Here is a 17734-nt window from a genome sequence, read left to right as displayed (position 1 = left end):
CGGCGCGCCAATCCACGCACGTGGTCCGAATGGAGTACTGTTGCGAGCCCTGGGTCCGGTCTCCCACCAGGGTGCCCGCGGCCTTGCAGGACCGCCGGGAGGGGGCTAGTTGCACAGGGTGACGGAGTTGGTCACTTAGCGTTGCGAACAGGTAACCGTGCCATAACGGCGGTCCCGGGCCCGTGCCCGACACGCCGGGCAACTCGGCAAGGTTGTGGCAGGCTGCACCCGGGCAGGCCACACTCGACTAGCGGAAGCAGCGACGCACGTGACGTCGGCAGGCACCACCCGGGAGGTCCCCATGCCCGAACTGCGTGTCGTGGCCGTCTCGAATGACGGCACACGGCTGGTGCTGAAGGCTGCCGACTCTACGGAGTACACGCTTCCGATCGACGAACGGCTGCGCGCGGCCGTGCGCGGTGACCGGCCCCGCCTCGGTCAGATCGAGATCGAGGTCGAGAGCCATCTGCGCCCGCGAGACATCCAGGCGCGCATACGGGCGGGCGCCACCGCGGAAGAGGTCGCACAGCTCGCTGGCATCCCCGTCGACCGGGTGCGCCGCTTCGAGGGGCCGGTGCTGGCCGAGCGCGCCTTCATGGCCGAGCGGGCCCGCAAGACACCGGTCCGGCGCCCGGGTGAGAACTCCGGTCCGCTGCTCGGCGAGACCGTGCAGGAGCGGCTGTTGCTGCGCGGTGCCGAGAAGGACACCGTGCAGTGGGACTCCTGGCGCCGCGACGACGGCACCTGGGAAGTGCTCCTCGTCTACCGGGTCGCGGGCGAACCGCACTCGGCGAGCTGGACGTACGACCCGCCCCGGCGGCTCGTCCAGGCCGTGGACGACGAGGCGCGCTCGCTGATCGGCGAGTCCGAGGACCTCGCCGTGCCGGAGCCCAGCTTCCCGTTCGTCCCGCGCATCGCCCGGCTGCCGCGCGAGCGTTCCATGGACCGTGCCCTCGACCGGGGCGACCGGGAGCGGCCCAGCCTGCCCGCGCAGCCGTCCGAGCCCGCCGAGGAGGCCGTGGGCGAACGGGACTCGCTGACCAGCCTGCTGGAGGCCGTGCCGAGCTTCCGCGGCGACCTGGTGGTCCCGGAGCGGCCCGCGGAGCCCGTGGAGGAGGACACCGACGAGCCGGCCGCCGAGGAACCACCGGCGCCCGCCGCGTCGGCCGGCTCCGCCTACGCGGACGTCCTCATGCCGCGCTCCGTCGGCAGTCACCGCGACCGGCTCATCGGCGCGACCGACCGGCAGGCCGAGGCCGACGGCGTCCGCCCGGGCCGCCGCGCCGCCGTACCGAGCTGGGACGAGATCGTGTTCGGCACCCGCCGCAAGAAGCAGGAGTAGTCCGGCGCACGGCCCGGGGGCGGGAGTTCCCGGGTCGGCTCGTGAACAGGTGCGGGCAGCGGACCAGAGCGGTTCCCGGGTCGGCTCGTGAACAGGTGCGGGCAGCGGACCGGAGCGGTTCCCGGCCCGGAAGAGGAGCACGCACACGCGTACCCCTCTTCCGGCTGCCGGCCCCGCGAGGCCGCACCCACCGCCGACTGCCGCGCTCCTGGCTGCCGCCACTGCTGACGCCGCTGCGCTCCCGGCTGCCGCCACTGCTGACGCCGCTGCGCTCCGCTGCCGCTACTGCGGATCCGCTCCGACCGCCACCGGTCGCGACGGGTCCGAGGACCACTCGGACCACGAACCGACGTACAGGGCCGCCGGAATGCCCGCCACCGCCAGCGCGAGCACCTCATGGGCGCCGGAGACGCCGGAGCCGCAGTACACGCCCACCTCGGTCTCCTCGGACACGCCCAGGGCCTTGAAGCGGTCCTTCAGCTCCACCGCGGGCAGGAACCGGCCGTCGGGCCCCACGTTCTCCGTCGTCGGCGCCGACACCGCGCCCGGGATGTGGCCGCCGACGCGGTCCACCGGCTCCACCTCACCGCGGTACCGCTCCCCCGCACGGGCGTCCAGGAGCACACCCGTACGAGCCAGCTCCGCGGCGCCGTCGGCGTCCAGCCGGCCCGCCGCAGCCGGCACCGGCACGTAGTCGCCCGGCGCCGGGTCCGGGACCTCCGTGGACAGCTCGCCCTGCCAGGACGGCAACCCGCCGTCGAGCACCCGCACGTCCGGGTGACCCGTCCAGCGCAGCAGCCACCACGCGCGCGCGGCCGCCCAGCCCTGCCCGCCGTCGTACACGACGACCGGACGCCCCGCCGACACGCCCGCGCGGCGCATCGCGGCGCCGAACTCCCCGATGTCCGGGAGGGGGTGCCGGCCCTGCTCGCCCGGCGCGGAGGCCAGCTCCCGGTCCAGGTCGACGAAGGCGGCGCCGGGGATGTGCCCGGCCGCGTACTCGGCCCGGCCGTCGAAGGCAGGCGCGCCCGCCGCCTTCGCCAGGCTCAGCTGCCAGCGGACGTCCAGCAGCACGGGCGGGTTGCTCCCGGTCAGCTGATGCGCGAGTTCGGTTGCGGTGATGATGGCTGTCATGGCGTCCATCCATACGCCAGGGGTGGCCGCGGCGTCCAGGTCCGGCTACTCTGCTCGGCCGGACAGGCTCGATCACGTGGCGTACGGGACCGAGCACGTGCTGTACAGCCGACGGACACCCGCCGGCCATCGTCAGGAAGTGGCGAAAGACGGCAGATCGGGCATCCTTCCGGAGCAACGCCGAGCGGCGCGGTACGGCCCCCGGCACCGCGGAGGATGCGGGCACCGGCACGGGAGTACGCGCCGGCGACGTGGACACCCCTTCCGGGGAGCGGAAGCGACACGGCCACCGCGAGGGGCCGAGGAGAGAGTGATCGATGACCGAGGCACGGGAGTCGGCCGGCCCGCACGTGCGGCGCGTGCCCGGCACGCCCTGCTGGGTGAGCCTGATGGTGCGCGGGCTGGAAGCCACCGAGGAGTTCTACGGTGAGCTGTTCGGATGGGAGTTCCGGCCCGGGCCGCAGCAGCTCGGTCCGTACGTGCGGGCGCTGCTCGACGGGCAGGAGGTGGCGGGCATGGGCCAGCTGCCGCCGGACCGCCGGCTGCCGGTCGCCTGGACCCCGTACCTCGCCGCGGACGACGTGGACCAGACCGCCGACACGGTACGGCTGTGCGGCGGCACGGTGGCCGTCGGCCCGCTGGACGCCGCCGAGGCCGGCCGCATGGCGATCGCCAGCGACCCCTCCGGAGCGGTGTTCGGGATCTGGCAGGCCTCCGCGTACCTGGGCACGGCGCTCACCGGCGTCCCCGGTACACCCGTCTGGAACGAACTGCTCACCTTCGAGACGGAGAGCGTCGCCAAGTTCTACAAAAGCGTGTTCGGTTACGAGGAGGAACCCGTGGTCTCGGCCGGCTTCGACTATCTGACCCTGCATCTGGGCGGCCGTCCGGTGGCCGGGCTGCACGGCGTCGGCCACGGCCTGCCGCGGGACCGGGGACCGCACTGGCAGACGTACTTCGAGGTCGCCGACGTCGACGAAACACTGCGGCACGTGGGCGACCTGGGCGGCAGCGTCCTCAGAGCGGCCCACGACAGCCCGCACGGGCGGGTGGCGAGGGTGGTGGACCCGGAGGGCGCGGAGTTCTCGCTGGTCGAGAACCCGCACTGAGCCGTCAGGCGGACGGGACGGGCAGGACGTCCGGGGACAGCGCCGCCGCGCGGGCCGACGCGGCGGTCATCCGGCGCCGGTGGTGACGGCGGCAGAGCACCTCGTAGCCGACCTCGCCCGCGGACTGGTTGACGTCGCCGACGACCACCTGGGCGCCCTCGACCACCATCTGGCCGCCCACCGTGCGGGCGTTGTGCGTGGCGCGGGCGCCGCACCAGCACAGCGCCTCCACCTGGAGCACCTCGATCCGGTCGGCCAGCTCCACCAGCCGCTGGGAGCCGGGGAAGAGCTTGGAGCGGAAGTCGGTGGTGATGCCGAAGGCGAACACGTCCAGGCCGAGGTCGTCCACCGCGCGGGCGAGCTGGTCGATCTGCCCGGGCGCGAGGAACTGCGCCTCGTCCGCGATCACGTAGTCGGCCCGGCCGCCCTGCGAGAGGTGGTCGACGAGGTACGCGTACAGGTCCTGGTCGTCCGCGACCTCCACCGCGTCGGTGACCAGTCCCAGCCGGGAGGACAGCTTGCCCTCGCCCGCGCGGTCGTTGCGGGTGAAGATCATGCCGACGAGGCCGCGCGCGGACCGGTTGTGCTCGATCTGCAGAGCCAGCGTCGACTTCCCGCAGTCCATCGTTCCGGAGAAGAACACCAGCTCGGGCATGAGGAGTTGAGCACCTTTCGGCAAGTCGGGGGCCTGCGGGACGTACGCGGCCGGCGGGGCGGGCACAGCGGGTGGGTCGGGGTCGCTTCAGGAGCGTACTTCGAGGAGCGGAACCAGTTGTTCGGCCGGGGTCATCGAGCCGTGGTTGCCGACCAGCGAGGACTCCTTGGGTTCCCGCTCGGAGGCGATGAGCAGGACGTCGTCGTGGGCGGCGGCGACCACGTCCCCGATCCGCGGGTACACGCGCTCGTCCACCTGCGGACCGAACCAGCCGGCCGCGATCGCCTCGTCCCGCGAGGCGACCCAGAACTGCTCCCCGAGCACCTCGCGCCAGACGGTGAGCACGTCGTTCCGGGCGCCCGGCACCGCGTACACGTGCCGGGCCCGGCCCTCGCCGCCCAGCAGGGCGACGCCGGCGCGCAGCTCCCAGTCCTCGTCGAAGTCGATGCGGTGCTGCTCGTCGAACGGGATGTCCACCATGCCGTGGTCGGCGGTCACGTACAGCGCGCTGCGCGGCGGGAGCTGTTCGGCGAGGCGCTGGGCGAGCCGGTCGACGTACATCAGCTGGCCGCGCCAGGTGTCGGAGGCGATGCCGTAGCGGTGTCCGGAGCCGTCCAGCTCGGCGTAGTACGTGTACACCAGCGAGCGGTCGGCGGCGGCCAGTTGTTCGGCCGCCAGGTCCATGCGCTCCTCGCCGCTGAGCCGCCCGCGGAACGTGCCACCGCTGAGCGCCACCTTGGTCAGCGGAGTGTTCTCGAAGGCGGGCGAGGACACCTGGGCGGCGTGCACGCCGGCCTCGTGGGCCAGCTGGAAGACGGTGGGGTACGGCTGCCAGGGGCGCGGCGGGGTCCAGGGGTGCCAGCGGAGCTGGTTCATCAGCTCGCCGGTGGCCGGGTTGCGCACGGTGTACCCGGGCAGGCCGTGGGCGCCCGGCGGCAGGCCGGTGCCGACGGAGGCCAGGGAGGTCGCGGTGGTCGCCGGGTAGCCGGCGGTGAGCGGACGTCCCGTGCCGCCGCGCGAGCTGCCGAGCAGGGAGGTCAGGAAGGGGGCCTCGTCGGGATGGGCACGCAGCTGCTCCCAGCCGAGGCCGTCGACCAGGAAGACGCAGACCCGGTCGGCCGGGGTCAGTTCCTCGATCGTGGCGGTCAGGCCGGGGACGCCCATCCCGGCGGCCAGCGTGGGCAGCAGGTCGGCGAGGGAGCCGGTGCCGTACTCGGGCAGCGGCGCCGTGTCCAGGGCGAGCGGTTCCGGGTGGTCCCAGGCGGAGAGCTGGGACATCAGCTCGTGACGTCCGCGGTCGCTTCCGAGATGGACTGCGCGAAGGCCAGCGCCTGGCGCACCGTCTCCGGGCCGTCCCCGGCCTCGCTGACGCGCAGGCTGAGGTCGTCCGCCGTGGAGCTGCCCGTGTAGCCGTGGTCCGCGTCGCAGTTGGGGTCGCCGCAGGCGGCGGGCTCCAGGTCGATGCGGCTGACCGCGCCCCAGCCGATGGTCAGCACGACCTCGCGGGGCAGTGTGCCCGGCGTGTACTGCTCCGGGTTCGCGACCACGCGGCTGACCACGACCGAGGAGATCCGGTCGAGCTTCACGGACTCGGTGGAGGTGGTGGCGTACGGCGTCGGGGACGTGCTGTCGGCGGCCTGCTCGTCGGTGTGGCTGACGATGAAGCGGTTGCCGGTGAGGACCAGCACGGTCACATGCCGGCGGACCTCGTTCTGGTCGAACGTCGTCTCCTGGTGGACCAGGTACGACCGGATGGGCTCGCCGCCCACAGCGGCCTCCACCGCCTCGGCCACGAGGGCCGGGTAGTAGCCGCTGCGCTCGATCGCCGCGCGCAGCCCCTGGGTCGTCGTACTGGTCTTGGCCATGGCGTCCATCCTAATCCGTGGGCAAGGGGGGTCCGGGCCAGTCGGGAGGACCGGGGACGGACCGTGCGGCCGGTCGCGGGGGCCGCGGGACAGGTCCGGGGCGGGTGTCCAGCCGCTCAGTAGGCCGGCAGCGTGCGGGGGCCGAGGTCGTCGCGGGCCGGCGGCGGTGCGAGGCGTACGGTGGCGCCGAGGACGCTCACGCCGTGCGGGGCGACGACGACCGGCTCCAGAGTGACCGCGACCACTTCCGGGTGGTCGTCCACCAGCCGGGACACCCGCAGCAGCAACTCCTCCAGCGCGGGGGTGTCGACGGGCGTGGAGCCGCGCCAGCCGAACAGCAGCGGTGCCGTGCGGATCGACCGCACGAGCGAGGTCGCCTCCCGGTCGGTGACGGGGACCAGCCGGTGGGACATGTCCCCGAGCAGCTGCGACGCGGCTCCGGCGAGCCCGAAGGACAGCACGGCACCCGCGGCCGGGTCGATCACGGCGCGCACGACGGTGTCGACTCCGCGCGGGGCCATCCCCTGCACCACCGGGCGCAGCTCCTCCGGCTTTCCGAACAGCTCGGTCAACTCGGCGTACGCCCTGCGCAGTTGCTCCTCGTCCGCGAGGTCCAGGCGTACGCCGCCCAGGTCGGCGCGGTGCCTGAGGTGCGGGGCGGTGGCCTTGAGGGCGACCGGGTAGCCGAGGGCGTGGGCGGCCTCGGCGGCGTCGTCCGGGGTGGGCGCGGGCAGGGCGCGGCGCACCGCGATGCCGTACCGGCCGAGCAGTTCGCAGGTCTCCGCGTCGGAGATCGTGAGTCCCTCCTCGCGCTCCAGCAGCCCCTCGATGAGCCGGGCGGCCCCCTTCTCGTCGATGTCTTCGTACTCCGGCACCTTCCCGGGGTCGGCGGCCTCCCGCCGCCACTGCGCGTACCTGACGGCTTCGGCGAGGGCCCGTACGGCCCGCTCGGCGGCGGGATAGGCGGGGATGAGGCGGGTGCCTTCGGGCAGGGCCGGCTCGTCGGCAGCCGGCGCCGGACCGGGTGGCGCCGGCGGAAGGGGCGGCGCGGGTGCCGGACAAGGCCGTGCGGTGGGCGGTGCCGGGTGAGGCGGCGGGGCGGGCGGCGCGGGTGCCGGACAAGGCCGTGCGGTGGGCGGTGCCGGGTGAGGCGGCGCGGTGGGCGGTCGTTGCTCCGGGTGCCCGAGGTCCTTCCGTGCGGGCGAGGCCGGGGGCTGGACGGGGCGGGCGTCGTCCGCGGTGCCGGGTGCCTTGCCGAGGGCCTGCGGTGCCGTACTCGCCGCGGCCGACAGCGCCTCGGCGAGCCCCCCGAGCTCCACGTGCACCACGAGCACCGGCTTGCCCGGCACGGCAGCCGCCGCCGACCGCAACGCCTGGGCCAGCTCCGCGTCCCCCGGCGAACCCTCCCCGATCGCCGGGATCGCGGTGACCACGACCGCGTCGCACGTGTCGTCCGCCAGGGCCCGCGCCAGCGCCCGGTGGAAGTCGTCCGCCGTCGCCGCTGTCGTCAGGTCCAGCGGCCGGTCCGGCCGCAGTCCCTCGGCGAGGCACCGGTCGTACGTCAGCACGCCCAGCGACTCGGAGTTGCCGAGGATCGCCACGCGCGGCCCGGCGGGCAGCGGCTGGCGGGCGAGCAGCAGCCCCGCGTCGACCAGCTCGGTGATCGTGTCGACCCGGATCACCCCGGCCTGCCGGAGCAGCGCGGAGACGGTCTCGTGCGGCAGCCGCGTGGCGCGCACCGCGTGGCCCGGCGGCGCCGCCCCGGTCCCCTGCACGACGACCAGCGGCTTCGCCGCCGCCGTCCGCCGGGCGAGCCGGGTGAACTTGCGGGGGTTGCCGATGGACTCCAGGTACATGAGGACGACGTCGGTCTCGGGGTCGTCGTACCAGTACTGCAGGACGTCGTTGCCCGAGACGTCCGCGCGGTTGCCGGCGGAGACGAAGGTGGACACGCCGGTGACCCCGGTGACCCCGCCCCCGCGCCGGTGCAGCCGGGACAGCAGGGCGATGCCGATGGCGCCGGACTGGGCGAACATCCCGATGCGGCCCGGCCGGGGCAGCTCGGGGGCGAGCGAGGCGTTCAGCCGGACGTCCGGGGCGGTGTTGATGACGCCGAAGGCGTTCGGGCCGATGATCCGCATGCCGTACGCGCGCGCGTGCTGCACCAGGGCCCGCTGCCGCTCGCGCCCCTCGGGCCCGCTCTCGGCGTATCCGGCGGAGAGCACGACAAGCCCCTGGACGCCGTGCTCGCCGCACTCGGTGACCACGGCGGGCGCCTGCCCGGCCGGTACGGCGACGACGGCGAGGTCCACATGCCCGTCGATGTCCCGCACCGAGCGGTACGCGGGCACCCCGTCGACCTCCGTGAGGTCCTCGGGGAAGGCCTTGTTCACGGCGTACAGCCGGCCCGGGTAGCCGGCCTCGCGGAGGTTGCCCAGGACACTGCGGCCCACCCCGCCGGGGGCGCGGCCGACGCCGATGACCGCCACGGAGCCGGGCGCGAGGAGCCGCCGTACCGAGCGGGCCTCGGCGCGCTGCTCCCGCGCGCGCTGCACGGCGACGGAGCGGTCGGTGGGCTCGAGGTCGAACTCCAGGCGCACGACCCCGTCCTCGAAGCTGCGCTTCTGCGTGTAGCCGGCGTCCGTGAACACCTTGATCATCTTGGTGTTGGCGGGCAGCACCTCGGCGGCGAAACGGCGGATGCCCCGCTCGCGCGCGACGGCCGCGACGTGCTCCAGCAGGGCGGAGGCGACCCCGCGGCCCTGGTGGGCGTCCTGCACCAGGAAGGCGACCTCGGCCTCGTCGGCGGGGGCCGAGGCGGGCATGCCGTCGGTGCCGATGCGGTCGTAGCGTACGGTGGCGATGAACTCGCCGCCGACGGTGGCCGCGAGTCCCACCCGGTCCACGAAGTCGTGGTGCGTGAAGCGGTGGACGTCCTTGGCGGAGAGCCGGGGGTACGGCGCGAAGAAGCGGTAGTACTTCGACTCGTCGGAGACCTGCTCGTAGAAGCTGACCAGGCGCTCGGCGTCATCGACGGTGATGGGCCGGATGCGCGCGGTGCCCCCGTCGCGCAGCACCACGTCCGCCTCCCAGTGGGCGGGGTACTCGTGCCGGTCCTGCCGGTCCGCCGAGGTCTGCATGGGCCCCAGAGTACGGCTCGCGTACGACAACGGCGCGAGGCAGTCTGTGGAGGACCGGAGAGCCGGACCGAGGCCGCGGTCCGCCGCCGCACCGGAGGGGACGGAGGGCCGCTCCGGGGCACGCTTCACAATGTGGGAAACTGGTCTAGACAACCCTGAACACCGAAGGGCAGCAACACATGGCTGAGCGCCGCGTCAACGTCGGCTGGGCCGAGGGCCTCCACGCCCGCCCCGCCTCCATCTTCGTCCGAGCCGCCACGGCCACAGGCGTCCCGGTGACGATCGCCAAGGCCGGGGGCAACCCCGTCAACGCGGCCTCCATGCTGGCCGTCCTGGGCCTGGGCGCCCAGGGCGGCGAGGAGATCGTCCTCGCCTCGGACGCCGAGGGCGCGGACGCCGCCCTCGACCGGCTGGCCAAGCTGGTCGCCGAGGGCCTGGAAGAGCTGCCCGAGACCGTCTGAACGCCCACCGCACAGAGCGCCGGAGCCGCGTCCGCCCCCGGGCGGACGCGGCTGCGGCGTTTCGGGGTTCGCCGCGTCGGGGTACGCCGCGTCGGGGTACGCCGCGTCGGGGTACGCCGCGTCGGGGTACGCCGTTTCCGCGGCATCCGTTCGGCCTCGCAAACGCTCGGCGTCCTGCGCACTGACCGTTCGCGGGGTCGCTGTTCGCACGCTCGCTGTTCACACGCCCGGCGTTCACATGCCCGGCGTTTACATGCCCGGCCTTCGCGCGCTCGACCTTTGCACGCTCGACCTTTGCACGCCCGAGGAATTCCGCGCTTTCTCGCGCGGATATGCCGGCCACACCGCGGGAATTCCGGCCGCGACGGAATGCGGGGCGGCACGGAACACAGCCCCGCCGAATACCTCTTCTTTGTATACGGTGTCCGTGTTAATGCCGCGGGCCCGACATGTTGACGGCGTGTTGCGAAGTCCTCACACGTTCCGGGGCGCCGCCGAACCGAAGCCGGTGCGCGCCCGCCGCGCGCTCGGCGTGCAGCGCCGTGAGCGCCCGCGCGCGGTCGCCGTCCCCGCGCGCCACCGCGTCCACGATCGCCCCGTGCTCCACCCACGACTCGACCGGGCTCGGCGACGCCTCCACCGCGTACATCCAGGCGATCTTGTACCGCAGCTGGGTGAGCACCGAGGTCAGCGAGGAGCTTCCGGAGGCCTGCGCGAGCGTCTCGTGGAACCAGCCGCCCAGCGAGCGCAGGTCCTCGCTCTGCCCCCTCCGGGCCCGCTCCTGACCCAGCCGGACCAGGCCGCGCAGCACCTTCAGATGGGCCTCGGTGCGCCGCTGGGCCGCCCGGGCGGCCCCCAGCGGCTCCAGCAGCATCCGCATCTCCAGCAGGTCGGCGGCCTCCTGCTCGGTCGGTTCGGCCACGCACGCGCCCGCGTGCCGGCGCGTCACCACGAAGCCCTCGGCCTCCAGGGTGCGCAGGGCCTCGCGGACGGGGACGCGCGAGACGCCGTAGCGACGGGCCAGGACCTCCTCGGTGAGCCGGCCCCCGCGCGCGTGGACACCGGCGACGATGTCGTCCCGGATCGCCGTGCACACCGAGTGCGCCGGAATACGCATGACCGACCTCCGCCTTAATCCCCGTGAAACGTCGACGATGGACGCGTGTTCCGTGACTCTATTGCAATGAGCCGGAATTTCCGACGGCAGCCCCTGATTCATGGATATGTTTTTGGACAGCACTCCCGGCGCAACACCACGCAGAACACGAAAGCCCCGGCTCGGTGTGAGCCGGGGCTTCGGACGACCGCGCTGGGCGTCAGATCTGCACGCCGTGCTTGCGGAGGTAGGCCAGGGGGTCGACGTCGGAACCGTACTCGGGGGTCGTACGGGCCTCGAAGTGGAGATGCGGGCCGGTGACGTTGCCGGTCGCGCCGGACAGGCCGATCTGCTGGCCCGGGAGGACCTTCTGGCCCACCGTGACCCCGATGGACGACAGGTGGCCGTACTGGGTGTACATGCCGTCGGCCATGCGGATCACGACCTGGTTGCCGTAGGCGCCGCCCCAGCCGGCGGAGACGACCGTGCCGGAGCCGACCGCGTGGACGGTCGTGCCGCTGGCCGCGTGGAAGTCGATGCCGGTGTGCGAGCCGGAGGACCACAGGGAGCTGCTGGCCTGGTAGGCCGTGGAGACGTAGGAGTGCGCGATGGGCGCGGTGAAGGCGTTCAGCCGCTTGCGCTCGGCCTCACGGGCGGCACGGGCCTTGGCCTCGCGCATCTCCTGGGCCCGCTTGGCGGCCGCCTTCGCCGCGGCCTCCTCGGCCGCCTTCTGGTCGGCGGCCTGCTGCTGGGCGGCGGCCTGCGCGTCGATGCGGTCGGCGACGTCGTCGCTCACGGTGAGGACCGGAGTGAGGCCGGTCTGCTCCGCGGGGCTCTCGGCGGCGAGCGCCGGGGAGGCGGCGAGGGTGCCGACGACACCGGTGGTCGTGAGGGCCGCGATACCGGCCGCCTGAGCGGTGGTGCGCTTGACCCGGCCGGGCTTGCGGTGCTTCCCGGTGGCGCACATGAACGCCATGAAGTGGCTGGTCCTTTCCTTCCTTCTCGCCTACCGGGTTAGCTGACGGGTTCGGAGCAGGAAGGTCTCCTACGGGCCCCCTTCGCTCGCGCGCGGGCGCCCGATTCACCCCAGGGACGATGGGTCCCCGGCTCCCCTGGCTCGCGCCGTACGGGGACTCGGCGATGACTGTCCGGTGCCGCGGGTGCGGCGCACTGCCTGACGAACAGCCCCGACGACGCTACGGAAGCCTGCTTTCAATCCTCAAACGGATCCGCTGTTTTGTAGCGCATCCCACAGGGCAGACAGGCAACCTCCGCCTCAAAACGGGCATCTGGAAAGGCGAGTGGAACCGCGTGGGGCCCTGACGACCCGTAGGTCGTCAGGGCCCCACGCGCGCGTGTGCCGCTACTCCGCGGCGACGACGGTGACTTCGCCGATGCCCAGCGCCTCGACCGGCGCCTTGATCGCGGACGCGTCGCCGACGAGGACGGTCACCAGGCGGTCCACCGGGAAGGCGTTCACCGCGGCCGCGGTGGCCTCCACCGTGCCCGTGGCGGCCAGCTGCCGGTACAGCGTCGCCTGGAAGTCGTCGGGCAGGTGCTGCTCGACCTGGTCGGCCAGCGTGCCCGCGACGGCCGCCGCGGTCTCGTACTTCAGCGGCGCCACACCGACGAGGTTCTGCACGGCGACGTCCCGCTCGGCGTCGGTCAGGCCCTCCGCCGCGAGGGTGCGCAGCACCTTCCACAGGTCCTCCAGCGCGGGACCGGTGTTCGGCGTGTCCACGGAGCCGCTGATGGCGAGCATCGCCGCGCCGGTGCCGTCCGGCGCCGAGCGGAGGACCTGCCCGAAGGCGCGCACGCCGTAGGTGTAGCCCTTCTCCTCGCGCAGGACCCGGTCCAGGCGGGAGGTGAGGGTGCCGCCGAGGCAGTACGTGCCGAGCACCTGCGCGGGCCACACCCGGTCGTGCCGGTCGGCGCCGATCCGGCCGATGAGCAGCTGTGTCTGGACGGCACCGGGCCGGTCCACGATGACCACGCGTCCGGTGTCGTCCGCCGTCACCGGCGGCACGGGCCGGGGCTCGCCCGGGGTGCCGGTCCAGGCGCCCAGCGTGTCACCGAGCAGCGCGTCCAGGTCGGTGCCGGTCAGGTCTCCGACCACGACCAGGGTGGCCGTGGCGGGCCGCACATGACGGTCGTAGAAGGCGCGCACGGCCGCGGCGTCGATCTTCTCGACCGTCTCCTCGGTGCCCTGGCGCGGGCGGGACATGCGCGAGGTCGCCGGGAACAGCTCCTTGGAGAGTTCCTTGCCGGCGCGGCGGGAGGGGTTGGCCAGCTCGTGCGGGATCTCGTCGAGGCGGTTGCGGACCAGCCGCTCGACCTCGCTCTCGGCGAAGGCGGGGGCCCGCAGGGCGTCGGCGAGCAGGCCGAGGCCCTTGGCCAGGCGGGAGGCCGGGACCTCCAGGCTGATCCGGACTCCGGGGTGGTCGGCGTGCGCGTCGAGCGTGGCGCCCGCGCGCTCCAGCTCGGCGGCGTACTCCTCGGCCGAGTGCCGGTCGGTGCCCTCCGAGAAGGCCCGCGCCATGATCGTGGCGACGCCGTCCAGGCCGGCCGGCTCGGCGTCCAGCGGCGCGTCCAGCAGCACCTCCACGGCGACGACCTGCTGGCCGGGGCGGTGGCAGCGCAGCACGGTCAGACCGTTGTCGAGCGTGCCGCGCTCGGGGGCGGGGAACGCCCAGGGCTTGGCCTCGCCGGGCCGCGGCTGGGGGTGGAAGTCCATGGTGGCGAGCTGGGTCACTTGGCCGTCTCCTCGTTCTCGTTGCCGGCCTCTACGGTCGCTTCCTGCTCCGGGTCCTCGGGCACGTCCGCGTCCTCGACGTCCTGCGGGGACTTCGGCTCGTAGACGAGGACCGCGCGGTTGTCGGGCCGCAGGCGGGCCTTGGCGACCTCCTGGACCTCCGCGGGGGTCACCTCCAGGACGCGCTTGACGGCGGTGAGGGCGAGCTGCGGGTCGCCGAACAGGACGGCGTACCGGCAGAGTTCGTCGGCGCGGCCGGCGACCGTGCCGAGCCGGTCCAGCCACTCGCGCTCCAGCTGCGCCTGGGCGCGCTCCATCTCCTCGGGCGTGGGGCCCTCCGCGGCGAACCGGGCCAGCTCCTCGTCGATGGCGGCCTCGATGACGGGCACCTCGACGTCGCCGGAGGTCTTCACGTCCAGCCAGCCCATCGAGGGCGCGCCGGCCAGGCGCAGCAGGCCGAAGCCGGCCGCGACGGCCGTACGGTCGCGGCGCACCAGCCGGTTGTACAGCCGGGAGGACTCGCCTCCGCCGAGGACGGTCAGGGCGAGATCGGCCGCGTCCGCCTCGCGCGTGCCGTCGTGCGGGAGCCGGTAGGCAGCCATCAGGGCACGTGCCGGGACCTCCTCCACGACGACCTCGCGCAGCTGCTCGCCGATGGTCTGCGGCAGGGAGCCGTCGCGGGGCTCGGGCTTGCCGTCGTGGGACGGGATGGAGCCGAAGTACTTCTCGATCCAGGCGAGGGTCTGCTGCGGGTCGATGTCGCCGACCACGGAGAGCACCGCGTTGTTCGGCGCGTAGTAGGTGCGGAAGAACTGGCGGGCGTCCTCCAGGGTGGCCGCGTCCAGGTCCGCCATCGAGCCGATCGGCGTGTGGTGGTAGGGGTGGCCCTCCGGGTACGAGAGGGCGGTCAGCTTCTCGAAGGCGGTGCCGTAGGGCACGTTGTCGTAGCGCTGGCGGCGCTCGTTCTTGACGACGTCCCGCTGGTTCTCCATGGACTCGTCGTCCAGGGCGGCCAGCAGGGAGCCCATGCGGTCGGCCTCCAGCCAGAGGGCCAGCTCCAGCTGGTGCGCGGGCATGGTCTCGAAGTAGTTGGTGCGCTCGAAGCTGGTGGTGCCGTTGAGCGAGCCGCCGGCGCCCTGCACCAGTTCGAAGTGGCCGTTGCCCTTGACCTGACCCGACCCCTGGAACATCAAGTGCTCGAAAAGGTGAGCCAGCCCGGTACGCCCCTTGACTTCGTGCCGGGAACCGACGTCGTACCAGAGGCAGACCGCCGCCACCGGGGTCAGGTGGTCCTCGGAGAGCACCACGCGCAGACCGTTGGCCAGGCGGTGCTCGGTCGCTGTCAGGCCCCCGGAGCCTGCCTCGGCTGTGGTCGTGTGACCCATGGGCATGTACGTCCCTTCGCGAGCGGAGGCGGTCGTCGAAACCGCGGTTTTCCTGCCGTTCCTGCCACTGTATGCAAAGCGTGCGAGGCCTCGTCGAAGTTCCCGCGGGACGTACGCCCACAGCGGATCGCGTAGCCTGCGTCCGACCCGTCTCGGGGCGGCCGCCGGGTACCGGCCGGGCCGCCGGAGGCCGGGTCGTGGCCGGGGCTGTCAGTGCCCCGGTCCACAATGGTCCGCGTCAGATCAGTCAATCGCTTCAGCAAGAGCGAGCCGGAGGGTGCGCGCCCCCGCGGTGAGCGACCAGATCAGGAGGAGCCGGCAGCGATGGCCCGCCGCAGCACGAAGACCCCGCCGCCCGACGATTCGTTCGAGGAGAGGATCCTCGACATCGACGTCGTGGACGAGATGCGTGGCTCCTACCTCGAGTACGCGTACTCGGTCATCTACTCGCGCGCCCTGCCGGACGCCCGCGACGGCCTCAAGCCGGTGCACCGCCGGATCGTCTACCAGATGAACGAGATGGGCCTGCGCCCCGAACGCGGTTACGTGAAGTGCGCGCGTGTCGTCGGCGAGGTCATGGGCAAGCTGCACCCGCACGGCGACGCGTCCATCTACGACGCCCTGGTGCGCATGGCGCAGCCGTTCTCCATGCGCGTGCCGCTGGTCGACGGCCACGGCAACTTCGGCTCGCTGGGCAACGACGACCCGCCGGCCGCCATGCGGTACACCGAGTGCCGCCAGGCCGAGGCGACGAGCCTGATGACCGAGTCGATCGACGAGGACACGGTCGATTTCACGCCGAACTACGACGGTCAGGAGCGGGAGCCGGTGGCGCTGCCGGCCGCCTTCCCGAACCTGCTGGTCAACGGCTCCTCGGGCATCGCGGTCGGCATGGCGACGAACATGCCGCCGCACAACCTGCGGGAGGTCATCGCCGCCGCCCGCCACCTGATCCGGTACCCGAACGCCGACCTGGACGCGCTGATGAAGCACGTCCCCGGCCCGGACCTGCCCACGGGCGGCCGGATCGTCGGCCTGGACGGCATCCGGGACGCGTACGCGACGGGCCGCGGCACCTTCAAGATGCGTGCCACCGTCGCGATCGAGACCGTCACCGCCCGCCGCAAGGGCCTGGTGGTCACCGAGCTGCCGTTCACGGTCGGTCCCGAGAAGGTCATCGCGAAGATCAAGGACCTGGTCAACGCGAAGAAGGTCCAGGGCATCGCCGACGTCAAGGACCTCACCGACCGCGAGCACGGCCTGCGCCTGGTCATCGAGATCAAGAACGGCTTCGTGCCCGAGGCGATCCTGGAGCAGCTGTACAAGCTGACCCCCATGGAGGAGTCCTTCGGCATCAACAACGTCGCCCTGGTCGACGGCCAGCCGCTCACCCTGGGCCTGAAGGAACTGCTGGAGGTCTACCTCGACCACCGCTTCGACGTGGTCCGGCGCCGCAGCGAGTTCCGCCGCACCAAGAAGCGCGACCGGCTGCACCTGGTCGAGGGCCTGCTGACCGCGCTGGTCGACATCGACGAGGTCATCCGGCTGATCCGGTCCAGCGAGAACTCCGCGCAGGCCAAGGAGCGCCTGATGGGGCGCTTCTCGCTGAGCGAGGTGCAGACGCAGTACATCCTCGACACGCCGCTGCGCCGGCTCACCAAGTACGACCGGATCGAGCTGGAGGCGGAGAAGGACAAGCTCACCGCGGAGATCGAGGAGCTGACCCGGATCCTGGACTCGGACGCGGAGCTGCGCAAGCTGGTGTCGGCGGAACTGGCCGCCGTGGCCAAGAAGTTCGGCACCGACCGGCGCACGGTCCTGCTGGAGTCCGCGGGCGCCACGGTGGCCGCCGTGCCGCTGCAGGTGGCCGACGACCCGTGCCGGGTGCTGCTCTCCTCGACGGGGCTGCTGGCCCGCACGGCGAGCGACGAGCCGTTCCCGGAGGGGGCGGGCGCCAAGCGCGTCAAGCACGACGTGATCGTCTCGGCGGTGCCGGCGACCGCGCGCGGGGTGATCGGCGCGGTGACCTCGGCGGGCCGGCTGCTGCGGATCAACGTGGTGGACCTGCCGCAGCTGCCCGAGACGGCGGCCGCACCGAATCTCTCCGGAGGGGCTCCGCTGGCGGAGTTCGTCAGCCTGGAGGACGACGAGACGCTGGTCTGCCTGACCACGCTGGACGAGTCGTCGCCGGGCCTCGCGCTCGGCACCGAGCAGGGTGTCGTCAAGCGTGTGGTGCCCGACTATCCGTCCAACAAGGACGAGTTGGAGGTCGTCACGCTCAAGGAGGGCGACCGGATCGTCGGCGCGGTGGAACTGCGTACCGGCGAGGAGGACCTGGTCTTCATCACGGACGACGCCCAGCTGCTGCGCTTCCAGGCGTCCATCGTGCGTCCGCAGGGCCGCCCGGCCGGCGGTATGGCGGGCATCAAGCTCACCGAGGGCGCGAAGGTGATCTCCTTCACGGCGGTCGACCCGGCCGTCGACGCGGTGGTGTTCACGGTCGCCGGCTCCCGGGGCACGCTGGACGACTCGGTGCAGACGACGGCCAAGCTGACCCCGTTCGACCAGTATCCGCGCAAGGGCCGGGCCACGGGCGGCGTGCGCTGCCAGCGGTTCCTGAAGGGCGAGGACTGTCTGTCGGTGGCCTGGGCGGGCCCGACCCCGGCACGCGCGGCGCAGAAGACCGGCACCCCGGCGGAGCTGCCGGAGCCGGACCCGCGCCGGGACGGTTCGGGCACCTCGCTGCCGAAGACGGTGTCGGTGGTGGCGGGACCGGTGTTCTAGGCCTTCCTGGA

General features: G+C 73.1%; 13 protein-coding genes and 1 riboswitch. Of the genes, 4 read left to right on the top strand and 9 right to left on the bottom strand.

The features are described from left to right. Positions 1-301: 301 nt before the first annotated feature. Positions 302-1342: a septation protein SepH gene (gene sepH, locus JK359_RS24975; protein ID WP_201839914.1), complete on the top strand. Its 1041-nt coding sequence runs from the start codon at positions 302-304 to the stop codon at positions 1340-1342. Positions 1343-1624: 282 nt separating this feature from the next. Here sepH and JK359_RS24970 read toward each other — a convergent pair whose 3' ends face one another. Beyond that, a complete protein-coding gene (locus JK359_RS24970) occupies positions 1625-2476 on the bottom strand; it encodes a sulfurtransferase (RefSeq protein WP_201839913.1) in 852 nt (283 codons plus the stop codon). 317 nt (positions 2477-2793) lie between these two features. On the opposite strand from JK359_RS24970, the gene JK359_RS24965 reads away from it, so the two are divergent. After that, on the top strand, positions 2794-3585 hold the full coding sequence (locus JK359_RS24965) for a VOC family protein (protein WP_201839911.1): 792 nt from the start codon (positions 2794-2796) through the stop codon (positions 3583-3585). 4 nt (positions 3586-3589) lie between these two features. On the opposite strand, the gene JK359_RS24960 is transcribed toward JK359_RS24965, so the two are convergent. The 4 genes from JK359_RS24960 to JK359_RS24945 form a co-directional block, all read right to left on the bottom strand. Beyond that, positions 3590-4240: a thymidine kinase gene (locus tag JK359_RS24960; protein ID WP_201839910.1), complete on the bottom strand. Its 651-nt coding sequence runs from the start codon at positions 4238-4240 to the stop codon at positions 3590-3592. 87 nt (positions 4241-4327) lie between these two features. Beyond that, positions 4328-5518, bottom strand: coding sequence for an alkaline phosphatase family protein (locus JK359_RS24955; protein WP_201839908.1), 1191 nt, complete (start codon positions 5516-5518; stop codon positions 4328-4330). Beyond that, positions 5518-6114 carry a DUF5998 family protein gene (locus tag JK359_RS24950; protein WP_201839907.1) on the bottom strand — a complete coding sequence of 199 codons (597 nt, stop codon included), beginning with the start codon at positions 6112-6114 and terminating at the stop codon, positions 5518-5520. The genes JK359_RS24955 and JK359_RS24950 overlap by 1 nt, the downstream gene beginning before the upstream one ends. A gap of 107 nt (positions 6115-6221) precedes the next feature. After that, on the bottom strand, positions 6222-9245 hold the full coding sequence (locus JK359_RS24945; RefSeq protein ID WP_201839904.1) for a bifunctional acetate--CoA ligase family protein/GNAT family N-acetyltransferase: 3024 nt from the start codon (positions 9243-9245) through the stop codon (positions 6222-6224). 179 nt (positions 9246-9424) lie between these two features. On the opposite strand from JK359_RS24945, the gene JK359_RS24940 reads away from it, so the two are divergent. Next, on the top strand, positions 9425-9706 hold the full coding sequence (locus tag JK359_RS24940; RefSeq protein WP_133919479.1) for an HPr family phosphocarrier protein: 282 nt from the start codon (positions 9425-9427) through the stop codon (positions 9704-9706). 430 nt (positions 9707-10136) lie between these two features. On the opposite strand, the gene JK359_RS24935 is transcribed toward JK359_RS24940, so the two are convergent. The 4 genes from JK359_RS24935 to JK359_RS24920 all read right to left on the bottom strand — a co-directional run bounded on the left by JK359_RS24935 (position 10137) and on the right by JK359_RS24920 (position 14945). After that, positions 10137-10823: a GntR family transcriptional regulator gene (locus JK359_RS24935; protein WP_201839895.1), complete on the bottom strand. Its 687-nt coding sequence runs from the start codon at positions 10821-10823 to the stop codon at positions 10137-10139. 199 nt (positions 10824-11022) lie between these two features. Further along, positions 11023-11778, bottom strand: a complete 756-nt coding sequence (locus tag JK359_RS24930; RefSeq protein WP_201839893.1) for a M23 family metallopeptidase — start codon at positions 11776-11778, stop codon at positions 11023-11025. Between the two features lie 13 nt (positions 11779-11791). Continuing rightward, positions 11792-11952: riboswitch (cyclic di-AMP (ydaO/yuaA leader) on the bottom strand. Between the two features lie 213 nt (positions 11953-12165). Beyond that, entirely contained in the window at positions 12166-13554 is a 1389-nt protein-coding gene (locus JK359_RS24925) for a M16 family metallopeptidase (protein WP_201839890.1), read from the bottom strand. Beyond that, positions 13551-14945 (bottom strand): M16 family metallopeptidase, encoded by a 1395-nt coding sequence (locus JK359_RS24920; RefSeq protein ID WP_201839889.1) that lies wholly within the window; start codon positions 14943-14945, stop codon positions 13551-13553. Before JK359_RS24920 ends, JK359_RS24925 begins: the two co-directional genes overlap by 4 nt. Positions 14946-15263: 318 nt before the next feature. Here JK359_RS24920 and JK359_RS24915 point away from each other — a divergent pair, with 318 nt between their 5' ends. Continuing rightward, positions 15264-17723 (top strand): DNA gyrase/topoisomerase IV subunit A, encoded by a 2460-nt coding sequence (locus JK359_RS24915; RefSeq protein ID WP_201839886.1) that lies wholly within the window; start codon positions 15264-15266, stop codon positions 17721-17723. Positions 17724-17734 lie beyond the last annotated feature (11 nt).

This window comes from Streptomyces actinomycinicus (genome assembly GCF_016741775.1).
GTDB classification, from domain to species: Bacteria; Actinomycetota; Actinomycetes; order Streptomycetales; family Streptomycetaceae; genus Streptomyces; species Streptomyces actinomycinicus.
The sequence above is the reverse complement of the archived record's forward strand: the minus strand, read 5'-3'. Positions and strand labels throughout refer to the sequence as shown.

Coding starts and splice junctions, on each gene's coding strand:
- JK359_RS24965 (WP_201839911.1), top strand. CDS start 2,794: ATGACCGAGGCACGGGAGTCGGCCGGCCCGCACGTGCGGCGCGTGCCC.
- JK359_RS24915 (WP_201839886.1), top strand. CDS start 15,264: ATGGCCCGCCGCAGCACGAAGACCCCGCCGCCCGACGATTCGTTCGAG.
- JK359_RS24955 (WP_201839908.1), bottom strand. CDS start 5,518: ATGTCCCAGCTCTCCGCCTGGGACCACCCGGAACCGCTCGCCCTGGAC.
- JK359_RS24945 (WP_201839904.1), bottom strand. CDS start 9,245: ATGCAGACCTCGGCGGACCGGCAGGACCGGCACGAGTACCCCGCCCAC.
- JK359_RS24920 (WP_201839889.1), bottom strand. CDS start 14,945: ATGCCCATGGGTCACACGACCACAGCCGAGGCAGGCTCCGGGGGCCTG.
- JK359_RS24950 (WP_201839907.1), bottom strand. CDS start 6,114: ATGGACGCCATGGCCAAGACCAGTACGACGACCCAGGGGCTGCGCGCG.
- JK359_RS24935 (WP_201839895.1), bottom strand. CDS start 10,823: ATGCGTATTCCGGCGCACTCGGTGTGCACGGCGATCCGGGACGACATC.
- sepH (WP_201839914.1), top strand. CDS start 302: ATGCCCGAACTGCGTGTCGTGGCCGTCTCGAATGACGGCACACGGCTG.
- JK359_RS24960 (WP_201839910.1), bottom strand. CDS start 4,240: ATGCCCGAGCTGGTGTTCTTCTCCGGAACGATGGACTGCGGGAAGTCG.
- JK359_RS24970 (WP_201839913.1), bottom strand. CDS start 2,476: ATGACAGCCATCATCACCGCAACCGAACTCGCGCATCAGCTGACCGGG.
- JK359_RS24940 (WP_133919479.1), top strand. CDS start 9,425: ATGGCTGAGCGCCGCGTCAACGTCGGCTGGGCCGAGGGCCTCCACGCC.
- JK359_RS24930 (WP_201839893.1), bottom strand. CDS start 11,778: ATGGCGTTCATGTGCGCCACCGGGAAGCACCGCAAGCCCGGCCGGGTC.